This is a genomic window from Chryseobacterium sp. JV274 (genome assembly GCF_903969135.1).
GTDB lineage: Bacteria > Bacteroidota > Bacteroidia > Flavobacteriales > Weeksellaceae > Chryseobacterium.
Genome location: NZ_LR824569.1, coordinates 4,411,644 through 4,434,532, shown reverse-complemented (window position 1 = coordinate 4,434,532; position 22,889 = coordinate 4,411,644). Strand labels below are relative to the sequence as shown.

The 22,889-nt window shown below is 37.7% G+C and carries 23 protein-coding genes and 2 pseudogenes; 13 read left to right on the top strand and 12 right to left on the bottom strand.

Features of this window, described 5'->3' with window-relative positions; genetic code table 11:
• The first annotated feature begins 238 nt into the window (after window positions 1-238).
• The 7 genes from CHRYMOREF3P_RS20510 to CHRYMOREF3P_RS20480 all read left to right on the top strand — a co-directional run bounded on the left by CHRYMOREF3P_RS20510 (window position 239) and on the right by CHRYMOREF3P_RS20480 (window position 5,323).
• The gene (locus CHRYMOREF3P_RS20510; RefSeq protein ID WP_180565390.1) at window positions 239-994 is read left to right on the top strand and encodes a hypothetical protein; all 756 of its coding nucleotides are present in this window, start codon (window positions 239-241) and stop codon (window positions 992-994) included.
• 9 nt (window positions 995-1,003) lie between these two features.
• A complete protein-coding gene (locus CHRYMOREF3P_RS20505) occupies window positions 1,004-1,762 on the top strand; it encodes a hypothetical protein (protein WP_180565389.1) in 759 nt (252 codons plus the stop codon).
• A gap of 2 nt (window positions 1,763-1,764) precedes the next feature.
• Window positions 1,765-2,562 carry a hypothetical protein gene (locus CHRYMOREF3P_RS20500; protein WP_180565388.1) on the top strand — a complete coding sequence of 266 codons (798 nt, stop codon included), beginning with the start codon at window positions 1,765-1,767 and terminating at the stop codon, window positions 2,560-2,562.
• A 252-nt stretch (window positions 2,563-2,814) separates the two neighbouring features.
• Window positions 2,815-3,540 carry a hypothetical protein gene (locus tag CHRYMOREF3P_RS20495; protein WP_180565387.1) on the top strand — a complete coding sequence of 242 codons (726 nt, stop codon included), beginning with the start codon at window positions 2,815-2,817 and terminating at the stop codon, window positions 3,538-3,540.
• 40 nt (window positions 3,541-3,580) lie between these two features.
• Entirely contained in the window at window positions 3,581-4,303 is a 723-nt protein-coding gene (locus CHRYMOREF3P_RS20490) for a hypothetical protein (protein ID WP_180565386.1), read from the top strand.
• 173 nt (window positions 4,304-4,476) lie between these two features.
• On the top strand, window positions 4,477-4,941 hold the full coding sequence (locus CHRYMOREF3P_RS20485) for a helix-turn-helix domain-containing protein (RefSeq protein ID WP_180565385.1): 465 nt from the start codon (window positions 4,477-4,479) through the stop codon (window positions 4,939-4,941).
• Between the two features lie 40 nt (window positions 4,942-4,981).
• Window positions 4,982-5,323, top strand: a complete 342-nt coding sequence (locus CHRYMOREF3P_RS20480; protein ID WP_180565384.1) for a helix-turn-helix domain-containing protein — start codon at window positions 4,982-4,984, stop codon at window positions 5,321-5,323.
• 612 nt (window positions 5,324-5,935) lie between these two features.
• Here the strand turns inward: CHRYMOREF3P_RS20480 and CHRYMOREF3P_RS20475 are convergent.
• A complete protein-coding gene (locus CHRYMOREF3P_RS20475) occupies window positions 5,936-6,712 on the bottom strand; it encodes an XRE family transcriptional regulator (protein ID WP_180565383.1) in 777 nt (258 codons plus the stop codon).
• Window positions 6,713-6,773: 61 nt separating this feature from the next.
• Between CHRYMOREF3P_RS20475 and dinB the strand changes: the two genes are divergently transcribed.
• The 5 genes from dinB (at window position 6,774) to CHRYMOREF3P_RS20450 (ending at window position 13,625) form a co-directional block, all read left to right on the top strand.
• The gene (gene dinB, locus CHRYMOREF3P_RS20470) at window positions 6,774-7,916 is read left to right on the top strand and encodes a DNA polymerase IV (protein ID WP_180565382.1); all 1,143 of its coding nucleotides are present in this window, start codon (window positions 6,774-6,776) and stop codon (window positions 7,914-7,916) included.
• Between the two features lie 7 nt (window positions 7,917-7,923).
• Window positions 7,924-10,977 carry a DNA polymerase III subunit alpha gene (locus tag CHRYMOREF3P_RS20465; RefSeq protein WP_180565381.1) on the top strand — a complete coding sequence of 1,018 codons (3,054 nt, stop codon included), beginning with the start codon at window positions 7,924-7,926 and terminating at the stop codon, window positions 10,975-10,977.
• A 408-nt stretch (window positions 10,978-11,385) separates the two neighbouring features.
• Complete coding sequence (locus tag CHRYMOREF3P_RS20460) at window positions 11,386-11,850, top strand: hypothetical protein (protein ID WP_180565380.1); 465 nt, start codon at window positions 11,386-11,388, stop codon at window positions 11,848-11,850.
• Between the two features lie 8 nt (window positions 11,851-11,858).
• Window positions 11,859-13,142, top strand: a complete 1,284-nt coding sequence (locus CHRYMOREF3P_RS20455) for an alginate export family protein (protein ID WP_180565379.1) — start codon at window positions 11,859-11,861, stop codon at window positions 13,140-13,142.
• Between the two features lie 69 nt (window positions 13,143-13,211).
• Window positions 13,212-13,625, top strand: coding sequence for an RrF2 family transcriptional regulator (locus CHRYMOREF3P_RS20450; RefSeq protein ID WP_180565378.1), 414 nt, complete (start codon window positions 13,212-13,214; stop codon window positions 13,623-13,625).
• Here the strand turns inward: CHRYMOREF3P_RS20450 and CHRYMOREF3P_RS20445 are convergent.
• From CHRYMOREF3P_RS20445 to CHRYMOREF3P_RS20400, 11 genes and pseudogenes are all read right to left on the bottom strand, one after another.
• Window positions 13,615-14,850, bottom strand: coding sequence for a hypothetical protein (locus CHRYMOREF3P_RS20445; protein WP_180565377.1), 1,236 nt, complete (start codon window positions 14,848-14,850; stop codon window positions 13,615-13,617). The genes CHRYMOREF3P_RS20450 and CHRYMOREF3P_RS20445 overlap by 11 nt on opposite strands.
• Window positions 14,817-15,047, bottom strand: a complete 231-nt coding sequence (locus CHRYMOREF3P_RS20440; protein WP_180565376.1) for a hypothetical protein — start codon at window positions 15,045-15,047, stop codon at window positions 14,817-14,819. The genes CHRYMOREF3P_RS20445 and CHRYMOREF3P_RS20440 overlap by 34 nt, the downstream gene beginning before the upstream one ends.
• Window positions 15,048-15,150: 103 nt before the next feature.
• On the bottom strand, window positions 15,151-15,603 hold the full coding sequence (locus CHRYMOREF3P_RS20435; protein WP_180565375.1) for a hemerythrin domain-containing protein: 453 nt from the start codon (window positions 15,601-15,603) through the stop codon (window positions 15,151-15,153).
• 86 nt (window positions 15,604-15,689) lie between these two features.
• Complete coding sequence (locus CHRYMOREF3P_RS20430; protein WP_180565374.1) at window positions 15,690-17,939, bottom strand: nitric-oxide reductase large subunit; 2,250 nt, start codon at window positions 17,937-17,939, stop codon at window positions 15,690-15,692.
• Window positions 17,940-18,050: 111 nt separating this feature from the next.
• Complete coding sequence (gene ric, locus CHRYMOREF3P_RS20425; protein WP_180565373.1) at window positions 18,051-18,776, bottom strand: iron-sulfur cluster repair di-iron protein; 726 nt, start codon at window positions 18,774-18,776, stop codon at window positions 18,051-18,053.
• Between the two features lie 100 nt (window positions 18,777-18,876).
• Window positions 18,877-19,296: a c-type cytochrome gene (locus tag CHRYMOREF3P_RS20420; RefSeq protein WP_180565372.1), complete on the bottom strand. Its 420-nt coding sequence runs from the start codon at window positions 19,294-19,296 to the stop codon at window positions 18,877-18,879.
• Between the two features lie 20 nt (window positions 19,297-19,316).
• Window positions 19,317-19,568, bottom strand: coding sequence for a hypothetical protein (locus CHRYMOREF3P_RS24205; RefSeq protein WP_232539075.1), 252 nt, complete (start codon window positions 19,566-19,568; stop codon window positions 19,317-19,319).
• Complete coding sequence (locus CHRYMOREF3P_RS24200; protein WP_232539074.1) at window positions 19,568-19,879, bottom strand: SCO family protein; 312 nt, start codon at window positions 19,877-19,879, stop codon at window positions 19,568-19,570. Before CHRYMOREF3P_RS24200 ends, CHRYMOREF3P_RS24205 begins: the two co-directional genes overlap by 1 nt.
• Window positions 19,879-20,586, bottom strand: a pseudogene (locus tag CHRYMOREF3P_RS20410) (formylglycine-generating enzyme family protein). The gene CHRYMOREF3P_RS24200 and the pseudogene CHRYMOREF3P_RS20410 overlap by 1 nt, the downstream one beginning before the upstream one ends.
• A 180-nt stretch (window positions 20,587-20,766) precedes the next feature.
• Window positions 20,767-21,788 (bottom strand): annotated as a pseudogene (gene nirK / locus CHRYMOREF3P_RS20405) (copper-containing nitrite reductase); the annotation flags it as partial.
• A 105-nt stretch (window positions 21,789-21,893) separates the two neighbouring features.
• Complete coding sequence (locus CHRYMOREF3P_RS20400; protein WP_180565371.1) at window positions 21,894-22,325, bottom strand: RrF2 family transcriptional regulator; 432 nt, start codon at window positions 22,323-22,325, stop codon at window positions 21,894-21,896.
• A gap of 252 nt (window positions 22,326-22,577) precedes the next feature.
• Between CHRYMOREF3P_RS20400 and CHRYMOREF3P_RS20395 the strand changes: the two genes are divergently transcribed.
• On the top strand, window positions 22,578-22,862 hold the full coding sequence (locus CHRYMOREF3P_RS20395) for a hypothetical protein (protein WP_180565370.1): 285 nt from the start codon (window positions 22,578-22,580) through the stop codon (window positions 22,860-22,862).
• Window positions 22,863-22,889 lie beyond the last annotated feature (27 nt).

The following is a 22,889-nucleotide window of genomic DNA, read 5'->3' as shown; positions in this document are numbered from 1 at the left end:
TAGAGTTTTTGTCCACCGTTTTTTTAAGAAAATAGTGAGCCTGTGATAATTATATAATCACAAAAGCAATTATAATTTTTCTAAAATCTAATTTACTTAAGATATTTAAGCCCCCCTTATGGTTTCCCTCAAATATACCATTATCACACTACACAGGTGATGAGAAAGAAAGGGGCTTAATTTTTACATGCGAATAGTACATTATTTACCAAAGTCAATCATTAATAAAAATATGATTATGAAAAAAAGAATTATTTTAATCTTGGTTATTAACAGCATTTGTATTAGCGCACAGCAAGGAAGTGTTGGTATTGGGACTACAAACCCGGATCCATCCGCTGCTCTGGATGTAACTGCCGCCAATAAAGGTATTCAACTTCCAATCGTTGCGCTTACATCTACCGCAGATGCAACTACAGTCTCAAATCCTAAAACAGGATTTATTGTTTACAATACCGCTGTCAGTGGCACAGGAAATACTTCAGTTACCAAAGGTCTGTATACCTATAATGGAACGATGTGGGAAAAAATGTGGTCGAAACAGGAGGTTAAAACCGAAATTGCAAAAATTCCATTTATAATCCCAGTCTTTGCTGCAAGTAATATGGCTGCCTCAGGTAGTATTGCTGCCGGTACAATCACAAATCTCACCTTTAATACTTTATACAAGGATTCACCGGCAGGAGCTCAGGGTGGCCCGGCTTATACAGGATACAGAGTACAAACTGCGGGTGGCTATGTAATTTCATTTAATGTGGATGTAAGAAATGTATCCGGAGACACCAATGGAGGGGCAATGGTTTACATACAGAGGAACGGAGTCAATATATGCACCTACGGAACAGATAAACGATATCAATTCGGAGGCGTATCAAGTAGCTGTAGTATAAAACTGGCTGTAAATGACCTCATAACATTCAGGGTACAGTCTTCTAATGCCGCATATCAGATCACCAACCCTAATGTTTCCATTTCTAAAATATCAAATAACTAAATCAATCTTATGAAATCAAAAATTCTAATCTTATTTCTAGGATTAATGGCCATTATAAGTAATGCCCAGATGGTGATAGGATCAACCAATGTTTCACAATCAGCCATTTTAAAACTCGATTCAAACAATAAAGCACTAAGAGTTCCAAGTTTATCTGTAACAGATAACATTGATGCCACAAACCCTATTACTTCTCCGGCAACAGGAGTAATGTTTTATAATACCAATTCAAATACGGCAAATGATATCATGAAAGGAATAACCTATTGGGGAAGTGACAGTAAATATCACCACCAAGCCACTGCAGCATCGACTGATGATATTATCGCAACTGCAAACATCCCTTTGTTAATTTTCAGTGCTGCTGTTGGTCAAAAAGCCACCGTACCTACAGGATCTGCTGGCGGCGGAAGCGCTACCACTCTTACCCTCACTCCTACGGAAATTATCTTTGATAAATATGCCGGATGGAACAATTCCACGAGCCAATATAAAGTTCCATCTACAGGAATCTACATGTTTGAATTTATTACCGAAATGTCAAATATCGGAAATAATGGAGGAACTACAGTTCAAGAAATATTCAAAGGCACCACATCTCTTGTAAGTGCTTTTGGACGGGATAATGCAATTAACAATAGGATGTACACCACAGTAATCAGTACTCAAAATATGACCCTAAGTGATCTTATGACCTTTAAATATCTCTATACCGCCAATAACTACAGAATTGAATCCGGAACCATCAATATTTATAAATATCAGTAATCATGAAAAAACAAATTACCCATATAATATGCCTTCTATTTATCTCGTTCAGCATATCTGTCAAGTCTCAGGTAGGTATAGGATTGAATAATCCGGATCCTAATACAATTTTAGATATATACAGTACAAATAAAGGTTTGTTAATTCCCAGAGTACAGCTATTGGGAACTGATGATGTGACGACAATTCCAGTAACATCTTCAACAAATTCACCGGAGCAAGGTACCTTAGTTTATAATCTCCTGAACAATGGTACATCACCCAATAATGTGTTTCAAGATACCTTCTATATCTGGTCAGGAACACAATGGGAAAGCATCGGAGAAACTTCGGATGTCAACACAGAAATAAACAATAATAATCTGACCAAGGTCTTATTTGCAGGTAGTCCGGCGGTGGTAAATGCAGGTTATACAATGCCCGGCTACTCGTCATGGACTACAATGAATTTTACTACAGAGCGTGTGGATATAGGGAACATTCATAATGGAGGAACATTTACTGTGCCTGCAACAGGTCTATACTCATTCTTCGGAGACATTTCACTACGTTTATCAAGTACTAATGGTAATTCAAAGGCATTTGGAGCCCGGATTTTTAACAGTACATCCACTACTGTATTGGCTATTTCATATTATGGAACAGGAGCTGGAGGTGCACAGGGAGATATGCCATTATATTGGATGGGTAACCTAACTGCCGGAGATCAAATTCAGGTCCAATACAGAATGAGAGCGGACAATTCAAGCACATTGTCTACAGCCACAGTTTCTAACATAACTGTCAGAAAACATTTTTAAAAAGACAGTTAGCATAGCAATCTTCCAACAATATCTAAAAACACAAATTTAATTATAAGCATTAATGCCATATAAATACAGCTTGTTATACCCTTTTATTGTTCTATAGCTTTGGAGGTTTCCCTCAAACTGGCATTGATACTAAAAGGCCGAAATGATTTTAGTTGCTGTCATATAAACAACTTGCAACCGACCTCTTTTTCAACAGAATAACTGTCATCTTTAGTAATTAAACTTTATAAAAACAAAATTATGAGAAAAACAAACATTACATTCATGGCTTTTTTATTAATGCCAATTTTATCATTTTCCCAAGTCGGCATCAACACCGTAGCTCCACAGGCAACTTTCCATATTGACGGAGGCAAGGATAATCCTGTGACAGGAATACCATCAATTACACAACAGGTTAATGATGTTGTCATAACTTCCACTGGCAGAGTTGGCATTGGTACAATAACACCAACTGCCCAGCTTCAGACTACGGGTAATATGATATTAGGAACTGCAGCCCTGACCAATGGAGTTACAGGCTACAGCACAATAGTAAGAAATAATACAACAGGAGAAATAAGGACTGCTTCCTCTACCAATGGAAATACATATGTTTTTAATAGTGTCATTTATCAAATTAATAATGTGAGTGGAGACCTTATCAATGACCTGAATACTAATATTAATTCTGATCAGTATACATTAATAATTACAGGAAGTAGTTTTATTACTGCAAATGGGGGTGGACTTTCAAATTCATCCACAGGAACATTTTCTCCTAAAAATATATATGCTTACCAGAGCGGCGGGACCTGGCACTTATATGCCGATTATAGAGGAGGAAGTACTGCTGACGGTATAAATGGTTCATGGACGATAAATTGTCTTGTCATTAACAATACCTTCATGAATTCATTAGGAACAGTTACCTCTAATCTTGGAGGAAGTTCAAACGGGTCTGCAGCAACACCAACAGGACTATAAATGTTTAAAAGATAGGTTAAAATATATAAATTATAACAAAATGAAAAAAAACATTTTATTCCTAATATTTTTTTTGGTTTCATTTGCTGCCAAATCACAATTTGGTGTTAATACTCCAAATCCACAGGCACTGATGCATATTGATGGAGCAAAAGACAATGCAATAATAGGGACTCCGTCTACCACACAGCAATCAAATGATTTCGTTGTGACTTCTTCTGGAAATGTAGGTATCGGAACTGTATCACCCACTGCCAAACTTCACACGACTGGTAATATGGTTTTAGGAACATCACCATTGAGTTCAGGAGTGTTTGGATATGGAACTGTTGTTAGAAATAATACAACGGGGGAAATGAGAATAGCTTCTTCAAATAGTGGCAATACTTCCATGTTTAATAGTGTAACTTACCAGCTTAATAATGTAAATGGAGACTATGTAAGTAATTTTAATACAAATATTGACATTACACAATATGAATTAATTATTGTAGGGAACAGCTTTATCCCAGCTTCGGGGATAGGACTTAGTAATTCAAACTCAGGAACTTTTTCTCCCGAGAACATATTCGCATTTCAGCAAGGAACTACTTGGCGTATATCAGCGGACTATAGGGGGGCGAATACAGCCAATGCAAGTAATGGTTCATGGACGATTCATTGTCTTGTCATTAATAAAACTTTTGCGAATTCACTAGGAACTATCACAACCAATATGGGAGGTAATCAAAATAACTCCATCTCTTCTCCCAGCGGACTCTAGCTTTGCGTAAAAACTCTAAGCACAGTCTCTTTTATATCTTAATAGAAATGAAATGGTAAAATCAAATTCTAAGACAGCTTTTTGAAGATAGGAAGATTTCGGTTATACATTATTAAAATTGACAAATGGACATCATATGTACAATTTCATTCGGGTAATAATAATATTTAATAATGAATTTCAAAAAGATATACATAGGAAAAATGATTAAAGAAAAAGTTACAGAAAATGAGATAAATATATTTCGTATCTGTAACTTTTTCAAATGTACAGTAGGAGAAGTTGAAAAAATGTACGAAGCTCAAAGTTTGGACTGCGAAATCCTTTTGAAATGGAGCAAGCTTTTAGAATATGATTTTTTTAGAATATATACTCATCATTTGATTCTGTATTCTCCTCCATCTAAGGGAAAAGTATCTATTGAATCTTCCCTGCCAAAATTCCGGAAAAACATTTATACCAAAGAAATGATAGATTTCATTCTTGAGCGTATAGATGGAGGCAAAATGACAAGAAATCAGATAATCGAACGGTATAAAATTCCCAAAACCACTTTATTCAAATGGATTGATAAATACAAGATTAAAAAAGATAATAATAATAATAATAATAATAATAATAATAATAATAATATCTGAGCTCTATTTTTAAAATGTTGAATAAAACATAAAACAAATTATGATTTCAAAAAAAACTACTCCTAATTATAGACAGATTTATATTGATCTGATCAACATTAAATTCCCTGAAAAAATGGAAAAATGTCTTCCGCTGCTTAATAAAGCGGATTTGTCAGAAATAGATATCATTGAACTCAATAATATGATCTTCGAGAGGGCAGATAAGGAAATAGAAAAATTTAATCAGAGACACCGTTCTTATAGTCTTCCTTCGATTCAAAAAATTCTTGATTATCAGAAAAAGCACAATTATAATAATACTCAGTTAGCAAACCATTTTCGATTAAGCCGAAATACTGTTACAAAATGGAAAAAAATGATATCTAAACATCATGTTTAAGTGCCATAGAAGACATGGCATTAGAATCCAAGAATTCTAAGCTTAAGTAACTTTACACCACTGTTTAGAAACAGTATGAGTTCATTATTAAAGTACATTTACGAGACTTCAGATATCTTATAAAAAGATGACTTGGGAATATAAAACCATAGGCTATATTGGAATTTTTCAAAAAATACTTTTATCTCTTTCTGATAAAATAGACTCTATTTATCGGAATCTGCTTTATTTTGAATATTGTACTTTAATTCGTTTCTAAATTTCATAAAAGGCCTATAACCCTTAAAATCATAACCTGCTTTTTCTAAATAAAATTCTATCGTTTGATTGTAAGTCTCCCTATTGTTTGGGCATATTTATGGCTGTTTTCAACAGTCCATCTTTTAGGTGGTCAGTTTCATATTTGCTCAGAAAACTTTCTCAGTATTTCAAAAGGTCATTTGGAAAATCATAGAATTCTTCGGCATCAAATAAACTCAGCTGGATCATTTAACTTTAAATTAAAATATTTATCTTAGTAATACCCCGTTACTTCGGGATTTTATTTCATCATTTGTGTTTTTACTTCCCTTCGGGGAAGTTTTTTGATTATGCCATTTACTTTAAATGAATTCAATCCTTATCTCCCATTTTTTCTTTGATCTGTTTGATATCAGTTTTAATTTCTGTGATAAAGTTTTGAATATGATGTTCTGAAAATTCATCAGGTTCATATTCTCTGGTATTAATACTACAGGCAAATTCCCAAATCTCTTTAATTTCAGGCAATGGAATTTTATAAGGCTCATAAAATTGATTGTCAGCCTTCACCCATATACCATCTGCTTCATGAAACTGAAACCTTTTGTAACTGATACCATCATTGGTGGTAATGAAAACATACGTTCTGTCCGTTTTCAGGTCCGAAAGATTTTCAACATATTTCCCCACAATATAGGTTCCGTTCTTATAGGGGGGCATTGAATCTCCGTCAGCTGGAAATGCCCTGAACTTACCCCCTTTTAAAAAAGGTAATGATATAGTCTCCAGATTTTCTATGTATTCCGGATCTCCATAGCCATTCAGGTAGCCCATAGAAGCTTTTTGGGGAATAATCTCAATCTGATTGTTTCCATCCTGATCAACCTTTATAGGCAGAACAATCCTATTCTCAGGAAGCGCCATGAGTTCATCGATAGAGAATTTTCTGACATCTACAGTCAGCAATAGGTCGATGCTAATGTTATAGAATTTTGAAATTCTAAGCAATATTTCAATAGGAGGTTCTGTTCTGCCATATTCATAGGCGACATATCTGGATCGGGTAAGAAGTAATAGATCTGCCAGTTCTTGCTGAGTCATATTTTTCTTTCCTCTCAAAAACACGATGTTATCAGAAAATTTTGACATTGTTACAATTTTAGACAACAAAAATACAAAATTTGTTTCAAAACGTGACTAATTTTGTCACATGGAAAGAGCCATTGTACATATGGATTTGGATACGTTCTTTGTTTCCTGTGAAAGGCTGAAAAACTCCGAACTGGAGAAAAAGCCTGTCATCATAGGAGGTGGAGACCGTGGTGTAGTGGCGTCCTGCTCTTATGAAACCCGTTTTTTCGGAGTAAGAAGTGCAATGCCGATTAAAATGGCTTTACGGCTGTGCCCCGAAGCAAAAGTCATTAAGGGAGATATGGAAATGTATTCCAACATGTCCCATATGGTAACGGAAATTATCCAGGAAAAAGTTCCTGTTGTGGAAAAAGCAAGTATTGATGAATTTTATCTGGATCTTTCCGGAATGGATCAGTTTTTTGGATGTTATAAGTGGACCCATGAAATCGCAGAAAGTGTACAGAAAAATACAGGTTTACCAATAAGTTTTGCTTTATCCACCAATAAAACCGTATCCAAGATCGGAACTGGAGAATCAAAGCCAACCGGTAGATTTGAAGTCAAACAGCATGACATTCAATCATTCTTGAACCCACTTTCGGTTAAGAAGATTCCTATGGTTGGCGATGTTACCTTTCAGCTGCTGTCAAGATTGGGGATCAGAACGATACAAACGCTTTCAGAAATGCCTATTGACGTTCTTCAGCAGCTGATTGGTAAAAATGGAAATGAACTCTGGAAAAAAGCACACGGAATTGACGAAAATCCTGTGGTTCCTTATTCGGAAAGAAAATCTATTTCTACAGAAGATACTTTTGCCCAGGATAGCATCGATATTCAAGGTATTCAAAGTATACTCTCAGGAATGGTTGAAAAGCTATGTTATCAGCTCCGGGCAGAGAAATGGCTGGTATCAGTAGTGGTGGTAAAACTCCGCTATGCCAATTTTGATACGGAAACCAAACAATGCAGGATTCCTTACACCTCAGCTGACCATACCCTGCTCAGGTATGTTTTAGAACTTTTTAAAAAAGTATATACCAGACGTATGAGAATCAGGTTAGTTGGAGTAAAGTTTACCGGACTGGTTCACGGATGCCATCAAATGGATCTCTTTGAAGATACGGAAGAGTTGATATCATTGTATCAGACAATGGATAAAATCAAGAATAGGTTTGGAACTTCAAGTGTAGGAAGAGCCTCAGGTTTATTAAAATAAGTACAAGATGTTTCTGAATTGTCATTCTTATCATAGCCTTCGGTATGGAACCATTTCTATTAAAGAACTGGTTAAGCAGGCTGTACATTTTAATATTAAAACCCTGGCTCTTACGGATATCAATACCATTACCGGGATCTATGATTTCTACAAACTTTGTCAGGATCATAATATCAAACCGATCGTCGGAGTGGAAATACGGGTTCAGGATGAACTGTATTATATCTGCCTGGCCAAAAATCAAAAAAGCATTGCAGAAGTCAACAGACTTTTAACCGCATATAACTGTGAAGACATTAAAATTCCTAAAGCAAATCCTGATTTTACAGATACTTTTGTTATTTATCCACTGGAGAATATTCCTGAAAAATTAGCAGATCATGAATTTATAGGGATCAGACAGAACCAGTTAAATCTTTTGATTAAACCGGAATTAAAACAGTTCATTCATAAAATGGTTATTCTTCATCCGGTTACCTTTACGACCCCTGGAGAATATGAGCTTCATAAAATAGTAAGGGCTATTGATCACAATACATTGATCAGTAAGCTTACAGAAGCTGATTACTGTAAAGACAACGAAATGTTTACTGATAAAAAAGAGCTTCTCGCTCAATTTTACCATGAGCCACAGATTATTGAAAACACAAAGTATATTGTCAATAGCTGTCATTTTGATTTTGATTTTTCAACACCTAAAAACAAAAAGCATTTCACAGACAGCAGGGAAAATGATTTTGAGCTTTTAAAGAAGTTAGCGTATGAGGGACTTTCAAAAAGATATTCCGATGATAACCTACAGGCAAAAGCAAGAGTGGATAAAGAGTTAGGAGTTATTGACCAGCTTAATTTCTGTGCCTATTTCCTGATCACCTGGGATATTATCCAATACAGCAACCGAATGGGGTTTATGCATGTAGGAAGAGGCAGCGGAGCCAATTCCATAGTCAGCTACTGCATCGGAATCACTGATATATGTCCTCTGGAACTGGACCTGTATTTTGAGAGGTTTCTTAACCTCAACCGTAAAACACCACCCGATTTTGACATAGATTGGAGCTGGCAGACCAGGGATATCATCTTGGAATATATTTTTGATAAATACGGAAAAGACCATGTTGCCTTCTGCGGAACCAATGTTGAATTTAAATACCGTTCTATTTTCCGGGAAGTAGGAAAAGTATTCGGTCTTCCAAAAGAGGAACTGGATACGCTCGCAACAAAACCCATCCAGGAGCATGATAACAATTCTGTATCCAGACAGGTTCATTACTACGGAAAGCTTTTAGAAAAGTTTCCTAACCAGAGAAGCATGCACTCCTGTGGGATTCTGATCTCAGAAGAACCTATCACAAATTATTCCGCACTGGAAATGCCTCCCAAAGGTTTTCCGATTGTACAGTTTGATATGTACACTGCTGAAGAAATTGGCCTTGAAAAGTTTGACATTCTCTCACAAAGAGGCTTAGGCACCATTAACGACACGGTAAAACTGGTAAAGGAAAAAAAAGGTATTGATATCGATATCCGGGATACTTCGATATCGAAAGATGAAGCACGGTGCAATGAATTCTTAAGTTCCGGAAAAACCATCGGCTGTTTTTATATTGAATCTCCAGCCATGCGGGGATTACTCCGCAGGCTGAAATGTGACAATTACAAAGTGCTGGTTGCAGCCTCTTCCATTATTAGACCCGGCGTAGCCCAAAGCGGGATGATGCGGGAATATATTTTCAGGCATAATAATCCCACAAAATTTGAATACTTCCATGAGGTTTTCGAAAAAGAGCTCGGGGAAACCTACGGTATAATGGTATACCAGGAAGATGTCATTAAAATTGCCCTTCATTTCGGAGGGTTATCTGCTCCTGATGGGGATGTATTAAGAAGAGCCATGAGTGGTAAAGGCCGGTCTTTATCCGCTTTACAGAAAGTAAAGGATAACTTTTTTGAATCTTGTAAAAAGCTGGGACATCCTGAACAATTATCCATGGAAGTATACCGGCAGATCGAATCTTTTGCAGGATACTCGTTCTGTAAAGCACACTCCGCTTCTTATGCCGTAGAAAGCTATCAGAGCTTATACTTAAAAGTATACTACCCTATTGAATTTATGGTTTCTGCTATCAATAACGGCGGAGGATTCTACAGAACTGAAGTCTACATTCATGAAGCTCGGATGTCAGGTGGTACTATTCAGAATCCTTGCGTTAATTTAAGCGGGTATCAGACAACGGTTTATGACACTGATGTTTATTTAGGATTGATGCATATTGAAAAGCTGGAAACTAGGTTAGCACAGCTGATCCCTGAAGAAAGAACTCAGAATGGAGAATACACCTCTCTTGAAAACTTTGTAAAAAGGATTCCTATCGGCATCGAGACATTGCAGATTCTAATCTTTATCGGAGCATTCCGCTTTACCGGAAAACAGAAGCATGAACTGCTGATCGAATCAAGATTTCTTTTGGGAAATAATAAAGTTCCCTTCACGCAATTAACTTTATTGGAAGAGCCTCATAAGGATTATAAATTACCTTCTATAGAAAGAAACAAGTTTGAAGATGCTTTTGATGAAATAGAGATATTAGGCTTTCCCGTTTCTTTCAGTCCGTTCGACCTATTACAAACCCGGTACAGAGGTTCAATTTTGGTAAAAGATTTATTGAGGTTTCATAAATGTCAGGTCAAAATGCTGGCCTATCTGATTTCAAGAAAGCATGTACCTACCAAGAAGGGAACGATGTATTTCGGTACCTGGATTGATGCTGAAGGAGAATATTTTGATACCGCTCATTTTCCCACCTGCCTTGAAGAATATCCTTTTCAGGGCGGTGGGTGCTATCTTCTATTGGGAACAGTAGAAGTAGATTTCCATTTCCCTACTATCACCATTCATAAAATGGCCAAAATGCCTTTTATTCCTGATCCAAGATATTCAATGGATGAAGAAAAATCATTGGAAGCTCAGCGTAATCTGTATGAAGATATCAGTATGACTTGGCGGAAACCTTATCCCCAGGAACATGAAATTGGATTGCCTAGACAAAAAATGTCATAAAAGAATTTTGGAATTCTATCACAATTCGAAAATAATTATACACCGATCATACCACTTAGAATTATAATTTTCTTACTAGATAGAAGTATTTTAAAAAAAATAGAATATGATGGTAATTTGTGAGAACACCTTACTATTTTACTGAGATCCATAAGAAATTTCAAATCATTATTGGAAAATTCTGTTTTAGAACCTCTTAACATTACAGTCTATTGATATTTATTATTTCTGCAGTAGTTGTCAACTTTAGTCCCTCCAGATCCTCAAGAACCGTCAAATGCGTCTATCAACCACTATACTTATTTTCCATTTCGTATGATTTTTAACACAAATAAATAAAAAAATATTAAATAAGACATAATTATCCGATTTAATTATACCTTTGCAAAGGACATTAATATGTTAACAATGAAGAGAAAATACTTGCTTATTCTATCCCTGTTATCGGTGCTTCTTAATGCGGGGCTGCTGTATGTTTTCTTTTACAAGGGCGATAAAGCCTTTACAAGTTCAGATGGAAGAACGGAAATAAAAATGCCGAAAGAAAACAGGGCTTTTGTCATGAAAGAGATGCGCGGTTTTCTGGAAAGTGTCCAGCAAATAAATGAAGGAATTGCTAAAAACAATCCGGAAATTATTGCCAAAGTCGGTAATCAATCCGGAACGTGTAAAGTGAATCAGGTGCCCCAGGGAATGATAAAATCCTTACCGTTTGAATTCAAACAAATGGGATTCGGAACCCACGAGCTTTTCGATGAAATGGCAAAAATGGCAAAAGAAAACTACAACCGCCAGCAGACACAGGAAAAACTCAATCAGCTACTTAACAACTGTATTGCATGTCATAAAACATACAAAATAACTGCTGAATAATCTTTACGATGTATACTCATACCATCATTGCAGGTCTTTTATTTGCGTCAGGAATAGCTCACGCACAAATCGACAGTCTGAAAATGAATATGGACCTGAGAACCAGAGGAGAGCTTGATAACGGTGTCAAAACCCTTATTATAAAAGGAAAATCTCCCGAAACGACAGTTGTTTCACGGGCCCGATTCGGAATGAAATATTATTATCAAAAACTGGAAGTTTATGTTTCTGCACAGGATGCCAGAACCTGGGGTGAAACCAACTCGGTTGCTGCAAAGAATCAGAATTTCACCTTACATGAAGTCTGGGTAAAATATCCGTTTTCTGAAAAATTTGCGATCAAGCTTGGAAGACAAACCCTGGCTTACGATAATGAAAGACTGATCGGTGCTTTAGACTGGGCCATGCAGGGAAGAAGTTTTGATGCCTTAAAAGGGATATATACACTTAATCCAAACTCAAAGATTGAAGCTGTAGTAACGTATAATAACGATGACAATGATACAAATGACCTTCCTGATAAGGAAATTTACAGCATGGCAGACGGCGGAGAAATAACAAAATCGCTACAGATTATCCATTATCAGTTTTCCGGACGCAATAAATTTCTGTTTTCTGCTATTGTCATGAATACTGTTTTACAGAATCCTGCCGGTACCCATTACGATATGATAACAGTTGGCATTAATTCTAAAAAATATTTTGACAGTATAGGACTTTTCGGATCTGCATACTATCAGGCCGGCAAAAATACAGACGGACAAACCAAGAATGCATACCAGTTTTCTTTAAATGCCGATTTTACTGTTTTACCGACACTAAATCTGATCGCCGGTGCCGAATGGCTTTCAGGGGATAATTATAATATTAAACCCGGAAAGAATCGGTTTTTCAGTCCAGTATATGGAACCAATCACCTGTATAATGGCCTTATGGATTATTTTTACTCCGGTACCAGTCATTTTAATACATATGGTCTGAATGATTATTATCTCAATTCTACTCTGACTTTCAATTCAAATATGGATTTAAAAGCCGCCCTTCATGCCTTTACAACAAACGGAAAAGCAGGATATGACAAATCCGGAAACGACTTATCAACCTATCTGGGAACTGAGCTGGATTTGATTTTCACAAAGAAAATAGGAAAAATCATTACCGCTAATCTCGGCCATTCCTTTATGCTGGCAGGAAGTACCATGGAAGTATTGAAAAACAATCCTGATCCTAAAAAACTACAGACATGGACCTGGCTTGCATTTAAAATCAATCCGAATTTCAAGTTAAAATAATGATCCGGATGTTTGAGCAATCCGTATTCGTTCTTAAATTCATTATCTTTACATTCACAAACCATATGAATGCTGATATTTTCAAATACCTGCCAATATGCCATTAAAGCCTGTATCGTTCTTGCCGAGGAAAGAGGAAAGACAGGCATTCGGGATATTTCTGAGAAAATCGGAACACCTACTGCATTTACGTCTAAAATCCTGCAGCATCTGGTAAAAAAAGATCTGATCTCTTCCGGAAAAGGAAAAGGAGGAGGCTTTTATATGAGCGAGGAACAGTATGAAAAGCTCAGCATCAGGGATATTTATGAGCATTTCGAAGGTAAGGAAGTCCTTGAATCATGTCTGCTGGGATTGAAAAAATGCGATGGAAATCGCCCCTGCCCTATTCATCATCAAGCCGCTGAAATAAAGCAGAAAGTCGTCCTTATGTTTCAATATAAAATAAAAGATCTTAAAGATTTCGGGAATGTTATGATGTAGGAGTGAGCTCTTTCAGAAAAGAGGCGATAGAAAGCATGATCAGCACAGAAGCAAAAAGAAGCACAAAGGATGCATACGGAAAAGGGATATAAAAAGCGGAAAGAGCACCCGCCACTACTAAAATAATTTCGTTTAATACAATACCGGAAATCATCAGTATAATACTTTTTTGAAGCATTTTGCTGATTTTTACAGTGTACAATTCTACAATAATCCAAATCAAAAAGAGACTTACACCCATCAACAGCACCAGGTGAAGATAGGCAATAACTATATTAATATTACTGAATACTATATTGCCCAATGCAGGAACTGTGGACAAAGTCTGGAGGATATATTTCACAAAAAATGCGAGTCCGGAAGCAGACAAAAGAATCTTCGTTATAAAACCATGATTCCTAAATACATTTGTTTTTTTACTCCATATCAGCAACTTCATTATTCCCAATACCTGAAGAATGGATATAAAGCAGAAGAATGCCCGACAGATGTCTTCCATTGGGATCCACAGGACAGAAAGGCCATAGCCGAATAAGCAAGCGGTGAATAAAAGGTAAAAGATGTTTCTGTTGAGTTTTCCCGGGATGCAGATTTTATACTTCTTTAGTACGGTCAGAAACAGTCCGATACACGAAAACATAAAGAAGCCATTGTACTGATAATGCAGATAAAAATAGGTTGATGCCTTAAACAAGACATCATATTCATCTTTTTTTCCTGAAAAATACGCCAATCCAAAAATTCCTACTGAAGAAAAGATCGCGAAAAAAGCACCTGCTTTCAGCCAGATGACTTCAGGCTCTCTGCTTATTTTGGTGTCAATCATCAGAAATATAAAATAGGCAAAACCGGTAAACAAAACCACCGAAGAGAAAACAATGGAAAGCCAGAAATAGCCTCCGTAGAGAAAAGAAAACAACATTCCGTAAGATCCCAGCTGGTTGAAGATCATCAGAATTTCATATTTTCGGATTTTAATTTTATTGGTATGCTCGCTAAGGTACCTGACTACAAAAATATAAATGGCAGCACTCACCCATCCGTAAAAAGCAAAATGGGAATGTGACTCCTGCATAAATGTATGGGAAATTCCCGGAAGAGAAAATGCTATTCCGTACCTCATCATCACACCGATAACCGATACGATAAAGAAATTAAACACGCAAAGCTTTATCCAAAATCCGGAATTTTTCATTGCTCCGGGCTTTTGCTTATTGTGCTGCATTTCATTTTATCACCTGCTTTTACAACCGAAACATCAAGATATTGTACAGCTCCGCAGCTGGCAGCTTCAAACTCTTTTGCTTTTTTGTCAGCGTATTCGTAGGTATATCCTATTCCCATTACAACCTTGTGGCCATTGCATTCTCCCATAGCCAGATAAAGATATTCTCCCAATTCGGGCTTGATTATCGTATTCATTTTTTATTCAATTATTAAGTTTACATATATTTAATTTCAGGTCTTCGATAGCTGATTTCATACACTCACGTCAGTACAACTTTCATCGTATGATTTTTTTAATTTACTTCCAAAATTCATCCGGATAGCTATCTTCCTCTTTTTGGTGAAACAGCAAGAGCTGTTCTCCAATGTCATTCATCTCCTCTCCAGAAAGGTGCTCTTCCAGATAAGGGAAAATCATTCGTTCTTCAAAACGGATATGTTTATGTAAGGCATCGGCAAAATCAGACAGCAATTCCCTGCTGCCGGCCTGACTAATACTTTTAATAAGCTTCCTGATTTGCCTGTGTTCATCCTGCATCTGGATCTGCAAAGACTCATTATTAACTTCAGGAAGTACAATGTCTTCGATGTCAAAATGCCGGCTGAGATTTTTTTCCCAATAATCAGCGACATATTTTTTAATTCTTTCATAAGGAATATCTTTTTTAATTCCTTGTCTGATTTTCCAGCAGCACAGCAATCCAAAGTGATGGTCACGGGATAGAGGCACTAAATTTTCGTTCCTTTTCATACGAATATTTTTTAACATGTTCTATTCTTGAAAGCAGAAAAGAACTGCGGATACGGATGCAGCCGCAGTTCTGATCAGCTAACTTGTTATCGTTTTTCTTTTAAAGACCAGCCTGTTTTCAGCCCGATGATGAATATCACCAGCAGTAATTCTCCGACTGCAAGCAGAATATCACCAGGCACGCGTAACCAGCGTAAGGTTTTCATAAGATCAGTCTGCATAAATTCTGCAGAACGCGCATACCAGTATCCTTCTTTAATGGAAGCGACAGATTGCATAATTCCTATCGGCAGCAGACTGATGGTCACCATAACCAGAAGCCCAATGTTGGTCAGCCAGAATGCCCAGCCAATTAGCCTATCGTTCCATTCCCTGTCAGGATATAACCCCCTCAGCATAAACATCATCAGGCCTATTCCCAAAATTCCGTATACCCCGAACAGTGCGGCATGACCGTGAACCGCCGTGGTATTCAGTCCCTGAATGTAGTAAAGTGCAATAGGAGGATTAATGGCAAATCCGAAGATTCCGGCACCCAAAAAGTTCCAAAAACACATGGCGATAAAGCAGTAGATCGGCCATTTGTATGCTTTAATCCACTTGGTAGATTTGCTGAGCTGATAATTCTGCCAAGCTTCAAAGCCAATCAATACCAGCGGAACAATCTCCAAAGCGCTGAATGTTGCTCCTAATGCTAAAACAGCCGTTGGGGTTGCACTGAAATACAGATGGTGAAATGTTCCCAGAATGCCACCAGCAAGAAATATAATCGTAGAAAATAATACAGCGTGAGTTGCTGATTTCAGCCTTAATAATCCCAGCCTTGTAAAAAGGAAAGCAGCTACGACAGTGGCGAAAACTTCAAAAAAGCCTTCCACCCAAAGATGAACTACCCACCATCTCCAATATTCTGCGATAGCCATATGAGTTTGTCTTCCATACATGAGCCCCGCTCCGTAAAACATTGCAATGGCTACCGAGGAAAGGGTGAACAGCAATAATAAATGCCTGTCTCCGTCTCTCTTTTTAAGTGCCGGAAGCAATGCCCGGATCATTAAAATCAACCAGAGAATAAGGCCGACCAGCAATAAAATCTGCCAGATTCTGCCCAACTCCACGTATTCATAACCGGAGTGGCCCCAAAGGAAATTATCGACATAGCCCAATTTCTGCATTACTCCCATCCATTGTCCTGCCAAAGAGCCGAAAACAACGATCAGCAGTGCCCCGAACAATATATTGACACCCAACACCTGATATTTGGGCTCGTATCCTGAAACAGCGGGGGCAATATACAATCCGGTAGCCAGCCAGGATGTGGCAATCCAGAAAATAGCCAGCTGAACGTGCCAGCTTCTGGAAATGGACTGGGGAAGAATTTCATCAATCGGAATTCCGTAAAAGGCATTTCCTTCCACTCCATAATGAGCCGTGACTACTCCGGCAAGCATCTGAACGAGAATAAGCAGTGCCACAACCCAGATATATTTTAATGTTGCCCTCATCGAAGCTGTAGGTTTCATATTCCTGAGCGGATCTTCCAGAGGCAGCATTTCCCTGTCATTGATTTCTTCTTCTTTATTTCTGGCGTGATATAATACCAGCAGGCCGACGCAGCCAAGAAGCAGCAGTACACTGAATCCGGACCAGAGGTGCAATGATGGCGGCGGAACATTTCCTATGGTTTCATCGTGTGGCCAGTTGTTGGTATAGCTGACATCATCACCCGGACGGTCTGTGATGCAAACCCACGCCGCCCAGGAGAAAAAAGCATTCATTTTAGCCATTCTCTCCGCTGTTTTCACGGTATTTTTCGGAATAGCATACTGTTCGCGCAGCTTGGCCATTTCAGGAGCATTCATGAATAATTTAGCATAATATTCGGCTAATTCTTCCTGTACTTTTGCCCGTTCGGGAGAAATGACAATTGTATTTGTCTTCTCATCCAGTGTATTTTTCCGAAGTTCCTTTTTCAGAAGTACTTTGTATTTTGCCTGCTCATCGTCCGGTAAATCCTTATATACTTTACCGTCTTTTTTAGCAAGTTCTTCCAACAGAAGCAGTGATTCCCTATGAAGGTAATCGGCACTCCAGTCGGGTGCAATGTAGGCTCCGTGGCCCCAAATGCTGCCGACCGTCTGTCCGCCAATCGATTGCCATACATTTTGTCCGTCTTTGATGTCCTGCGCAGTAGCAACTATTTTCCCTCCGGTAGTTATTACTTTATCGGGTATGGGCGGAATTTTCCGATAAATTTCCACGCCGTAGAAAATAAGGACTATAAAGGAACCTATGATTACAGCGGCAAGCCAGGTCCATAATTTTTTAGGTGTCATATATTTTTTTATTTTAATTCTTAGAATTTGTTTAAATAGTAAAGGTGATGATTCTGTGTTAAGAATTCCTCATTTTTACACCTTAATGACCAATGTTAAACAAACCGCGTGTTAATATGTTGCTGAAAATTCTTTTTCCAAGTCAATGGCTTTCGGAAAGAGGATGTTATTCTCAAGATGGATATGTTGGTGAAGATCGTTTTCGAAATCCTGAAGCATGGCAAAGGCTACTCTATAGGTATTACAGGCATCTGCAGGCGGCGTATATTCATCAGTAAGCTCTGCAATTTTTCTCAGGCGTTCCCCTTCTACCGTATGCTCGTGCTTCATCATATTGACAGGATTTTCCACGGTACCAAAATGGGGCTGCGGAACGGCGCTTCCGTCGATCTTTGCTTTAACCATATTTTTGATAAAAGGGAAAAGCATCAGCTCTTCTTTTTTCATATGGGCACCCAGATCCTGAGCGGAAGCGTAAAAAAGTTCTCTGATACGGAACAATTCCGGGTGACGTTCTCCATGTACTTTGCAGAGCTTATCTAAAAACTGTTGCAGGACAGGAGTTTTTTCCTCTACATAGCGATGGTGTGTTTTCTCTATATAATCCGCCAGTAAATCAAGCGGCCAGCTTTTAAAATCAATGGATGATGCAACATTTTGCGGGAGATTTTCAATCTCTTTATAGATGTTTTGTGCATCCAGCTTTTTGGTTTCACAGGCATTTTCAATTGTTCTGTCTCCCTTGCAGCAAAAGTCGATACCATGGTTCTTGAAAATTGCTGCCGTTCTGAAATCTTCAGCAACGATCTCTCCTATAAAATCTGTTTTTATATTCATAATTAAATACTTTTTTATCTTTTATTATTCTAAATTTTTTTATTTTTTTACCTGTAAAAACTACCCAGTTTCAATTGGTTATGGCTAATCCTTTTAACCATTATTTTTTCATTGAAAGGATATATTTCACCATTTTTTGTGCATTCTCTTTACTGAGTCCTGCATGCGGCGTCATCGGAATTTCTCCCCAAACACCTTTACCTCCGTCAATAACTTTCTGTGCAAGGTGATCTATATCAGCATCCGTATACTTTTCAGCAACATCCTGGTAAGCCGGACCTACTAATTTGGAGTCTACTTTATGACAAGACAGGCAGTCTGCCCCTTCCACAAGAGCTTTTCCTTCGGCCTCAGGAGATGCGGGTGCATCTTTTGCGGCAACGGCTGCCGAGTCTACCGGTTTCGGCTCTTCCAGCATGGTATTGGATTCGGCAACGGGTACAGGATCAGTATCTTTTTTATCTGAGCAGGAGATGATCGTGAACGATAACAGCATTGCTGTCATAAATACATTTTTCATTGTTTAAAATTTTTAACGGGTTACAATTCTATTTGTTTTCTAATTTCTTTTACGATGGCATCATCATCCGTGTTCAGCCCTTCCTGCTGAAAAGCAAGTGTTCCTTTTTTGGAATAAACACTGATGATATTGGAGTGTGAAAATTCTATGGGAGAAATTTCTTTGTATTTCACTGCCATTATATTGGCAAGTTCACGGGTGTCGACTTCATTGCTGCGGATGAAGGTCCACTTTTTGTCATTAAATCTGTTGACTGCGAGATAGGCTTTCATCACTTCCGGCGTATCGGTTTCTGGTCAATGGAAATCAGTACGAAACTAATATCTTCCGGATTTGTTTTTCCCACTTTTTCTGAAATTGCCCTCATTTCGGCTGTCAGTCTCGGGCATGCCGTTTTACAGGAAGTAAAAATCATTGCGGTAACAATCACTTTTCCTTTGAAGTCGGAAAAAGTAATGGCATTACCGTCCTGTTTCTGCCATTTTGAACTGACATTATAAATGGAATCCGAGCTTATTTCTTCATTTTTTTTTCTGCAGGATAACACTGTCATCGCAACCAAAATGTATAGTATACTTTTCATTATTTAAAATTTTTATAATCTTTGGCACATCTGAAACCGAGATTGTTGAGACAGTAATTTGCTTTTAGGCTTCCTCTTAATGCGTAGCGTACGAATGCAGCATAATTCCTGAGGTCTGATGAAGTAACTGCTGCTCCTGCACAAAAAAGATTCTCATTGGTAGTGTTATCTTTTCTCGATTCTCCGCTCATCATTACCGAATTAAAATCGTATGTCCATTCCCAAACCATACCGTACATATTGTAAACACCGTAATAATTGGGCTTTTCGTGTTTTATCAGCTATCTGGTTTTATCTTTTTTCTGATAAGATCTCAGCACATAGTCGGTAAACTGCGGTTTTTTTGACGCATTGCGCGAATTTTGGTCGGCCAGTGCCACAAATTCCCATTCATCAATGGTGGGAAGTCGTTTTCCAACACTTTGGGCATAAGCTTCCGCTGCAAACCAGGATACATTGGTTACCGGCGCTTCGGGATCAAGGTTTTCAGGTATTTCGTAATCGTTTTTCCAATGCTTCAGATAAGTACTGTCTGCGTACAACCGCAACACTTTTCTTCTTGCCCACTGCGGATTTTTCTTCAGAAATATGAGATACTCAGAATTGGTTACCGGACTGTCATCCATATAAAAAGATTCTACTTTTATCATTCTCCCTGTATCTTTACCAATGAAAGCTTCATATGTCCCATCTTGAATCTTCACCATTTTCTTAGCATCTGCAACAGGCTTCAGTACAAAAATCTGAGGTTTCACGTGAGGAATAGTTTTGTTTTGGCCACAGGAAATTAATGCGGTAACCGTAAATATTCTCAATATGCTGACTAGAATTTTCATTTTTCCCAGAATTAAAACCTCAGTAAACAATATTAACTATGGATTTTTTTTATAAACGACTGGATTTTCCGGGCCGGTAACTTTTATTTTTCCTAATGCCCCTTTATTAAAGGCTCTGAAGATAGCATGGTCCACAATTACATATTCTCCTGGGACTGTTGCTTTGAACTCTACAATAGATGCCCCTCCCGGAGGAATTATCGTAGTTTGCACATTTTCATTGATTTTGCTGCCCCCTTCCATATATACTCTGTCAAAAATTTCTCCTATGACATGAAAAGATGAAGTAAGATTAGGTCCGCCATTCCCAACAAAGAAACGAACGGTTTCCCCTACTTTTGCCTGTAATTCTCCATCTCCCAGCAGGGCTCCCGTTTTTCCGTTAAAAACGACATATTCCGGATGTTCAGCAATGGCTTTATCCATATCAAACTCCTGCAAACCTTTGTCCCCGAATTTTCCTTTAGTATAGAAATCTCCCTGCATGATATAGAATTCTTTATCCACTTTCGGGAGCCCGCCTTCAGGTTCAATCAGGATGAGACCGTACATTCCGTTAGCGATGTGCATTCCTACAGGTGCTGTTGCACAATGATACACGTAGAGCCCCGGATTTAACGCTTTAAAATTGAATATTTTTTCTGTTCCCGGAGCAACAAAAGTAGCTTCCGCTCCTCCACCGGGACCATTCACTGCATGAAGATCGATATTATGCGGAAAGGTATTGTTTCATTATTCTTTAGGTGAAGCTCAATTTCATCTCCCACTTTGGCTCGGATAAAACTTCCGGGAACAGTTCCGTTGAAGGTCCAGAAGTGATATTGTGTCCCGTCTGCAAGATCTCCTGTCTTTTCAATAGTCTCCAGCTTTACGATTACTTTTTTCGCAGCACGGCTGCCAACCGGTGCGGGAACATTTGGCGGAGCAACAGTCTGCTGGATTTCTGTTGTTCCGTCTGTCTTAATTTTTTCAGTATCAGTATTATTTTCGGAGTTACCGGAAACATTTTGCCTGCAGGAAATAAGGCTGATGAATGATGACAAAATAGCGGCGATGAACAGTGTCTTTTTCATGATGGAATTATTATAGTAATTTTTAACTTACGAGGTTTTTTTATTATATCAATTATATATAATAAGATAAAAACACCTTTTAGTATTTTATTAAATTAATTTTTTTTATTTTTTCAGGAATGTAAGCTTTAAATCCAGGTTTTCTACAAACAGCTGAATCTTTGATCCTTCCAGCATTACTTGTATGGCCTGCCTTATGTGCTTAAATTCATTATGAATAGGACAAGGATGATTTTCGGAGCATTCCTTTAATCCCAAACCGCAGCCGGAGAACAGCTTGTCACCATCAATTTCTCTCACAATATCGGCGACAGATAATCCTAAATTGTTATCGTCCATATAAAAACCGCCGTTAGGTCCCTTGGCAGATTGTACAAAGCCTTTTCTGCTTAAATCCTGAAGAATCTTTGCAATGAAGTATTCCGGTGAGTCAATCCCCGATGCAATATCTTTAATCCCTATCCTGCTTCCGTCTCGAGACTTCTGCGCGACATATATCAGTGCACGGATGGCGTATTCACAGGTTTTTGAAAACATTGTCAGTTATTTTAATATGACAAAAGTAACACAAGTTTTTCAAATAAAAGAGTAAAAGGTATTTTATTTTGATGATCATTGTCATAATTTGCCATTCTCTACATTGTCATTTTGTTATGTTCATTTTGCAGAAAGAATGGTTGCCTCAAAGCAAGTTGGAACTTGTACCACTTGAACTTCATCCGATACACCGTTATAAAATAAAGAATTAAGTTCGTTTTCAGTACTTTTGTAACACAAAAAAAATCATTTATGGAGCTATTTTTAATCTTCTCTATTCTCATTACACTCGCAGCATTCTGTTCTTATCTTAATATAAAATTTTTGAAGCTTCCTTCCAGAATCAGCCTGATGATGCTGGGGGTATTAGCAGCCGCTGGTATGATTGTTACCGGATTTTTTTCATCAGGATTTACAGAAATGATCCGCGAAAAACTGACTTTAATTGATTTTTCAGAATTTCTGTTAGGTATTCTTTTAAGTTTTTTGTTATTTGCGGGTTGCCATCACGTCTCAATTCCGGACTTAAAGAAATGAATAGATTTTGTCATTCAAATTATTGTC

Coding starts and splice junctions, on each gene's coding strand:
- CHRYMOREF3P_RS20510 (WP_180565390.1), top strand. CDS start 239: ATGAAAAAAAGAATTATTTTAATCTTGGTTATTAACAGCATTTGTATT.
- CHRYMOREF3P_RS20505 (WP_180565389.1), top strand. CDS start 1,004: ATGAAATCAAAAATTCTAATCTTATTTCTAGGATTAATGGCCATTATA.
- CHRYMOREF3P_RS20500 (WP_180565388.1), top strand. CDS start 1,765: ATGAAAAAACAAATTACCCATATAATATGCCTTCTATTTATCTCGTTC.
- CHRYMOREF3P_RS20495 (WP_180565387.1), top strand. CDS start 2,815: ATGAGAAAAACAAACATTACATTCATGGCTTTTTTATTAATGCCAATT.
- CHRYMOREF3P_RS20490 (WP_180565386.1), top strand. CDS start 3,581: ATGAAAAAAAACATTTTATTCCTAATATTTTTTTTGGTTTCATTTGCT.
- CHRYMOREF3P_RS20485 (WP_180565385.1), top strand. CDS start 4,477: ATGAATTTCAAAAAGATATACATAGGAAAAATGATTAAAGAAAAAGTT.
- CHRYMOREF3P_RS20480 (WP_180565384.1), top strand. CDS start 4,982: ATGATTTCAAAAAAAACTACTCCTAATTATAGACAGATTTATATTGAT.
- CHRYMOREF3P_RS20475 (WP_180565383.1), bottom strand. CDS start 6,712: ATGTCAAAATTTTCTGATAACATCGTGTTTTTGAGAGGAAAGAAAAAT.
- dinB (WP_180565382.1), top strand. CDS start 6,774: ATGGAAAGAGCCATTGTACATATGGATTTGGATACGTTCTTTGTTTCC.
- CHRYMOREF3P_RS20465 (WP_180565381.1), top strand. CDS start 7,924: ATGTTTCTGAATTGTCATTCTTATCATAGCCTTCGGTATGGAACCATT.
- CHRYMOREF3P_RS20460 (WP_180565380.1), top strand. CDS start 11,386: ATGAAGAGAAAATACTTGCTTATTCTATCCCTGTTATCGGTGCTTCTT.
- CHRYMOREF3P_RS20455 (WP_180565379.1), top strand. CDS start 11,859: ATGTATACTCATACCATCATTGCAGGTCTTTTATTTGCGTCAGGAATA.
- CHRYMOREF3P_RS20450 (WP_180565378.1), top strand. CDS start 13,212: ATGCTGATATTTTCAAATACCTGCCAATATGCCATTAAAGCCTGTATC.
- CHRYMOREF3P_RS20445 (WP_180565377.1), bottom strand. CDS start 14,850: ATGCAGCACAATAAGCAAAAGCCCGGAGCAATGAAAAATTCCGGATTT.
- CHRYMOREF3P_RS20440 (WP_180565376.1), bottom strand. CDS start 15,047: ATGAATACGATAATCAAGCCCGAATTGGGAGAATATCTTTATCTGGCT.
- CHRYMOREF3P_RS20435 (WP_180565375.1), bottom strand. CDS start 15,603: ATGAAAAGGAACGAAAATTTAGTGCCTCTATCCCGTGACCATCACTTT.
- CHRYMOREF3P_RS20430 (WP_180565374.1), bottom strand. CDS start 17,939: ATGACACCTAAAAAATTATGGACCTGGCTTGCCGCTGTAATCATAGGT.
- ric (WP_180565373.1), bottom strand. CDS start 18,776: ATGAATATAAAAACAGATTTTATAGGAGAGATCGTTGCTGAAGATTTC.
- CHRYMOREF3P_RS20420 (WP_180565372.1), bottom strand. CDS start 19,296: ATGAAAAATGTATTTATGACAGCAATGCTGTTATCGTTCACGATCATC.
- CHRYMOREF3P_RS24205 (WP_232539075.1), bottom strand. CDS start 19,568: ATGAAAGCCTATCTCGCAGTCAACAGATTTAATGACAAAAAGTGGACC.
- CHRYMOREF3P_RS24200 (WP_232539074.1), bottom strand. CDS start 19,879: ATGAAAAGTATACTATACATTTTGGTTGCGATGACAGTGTTATCCTGC.
- CHRYMOREF3P_RS20400 (WP_180565371.1), bottom strand. CDS start 22,325: ATGTTTTCAAAAACCTGTGAATACGCCATCCGTGCACTGATATATGTC.
- CHRYMOREF3P_RS20395 (WP_180565370.1), top strand. CDS start 22,578: ATGGAGCTATTTTTAATCTTCTCTATTCTCATTACACTCGCAGCATTC.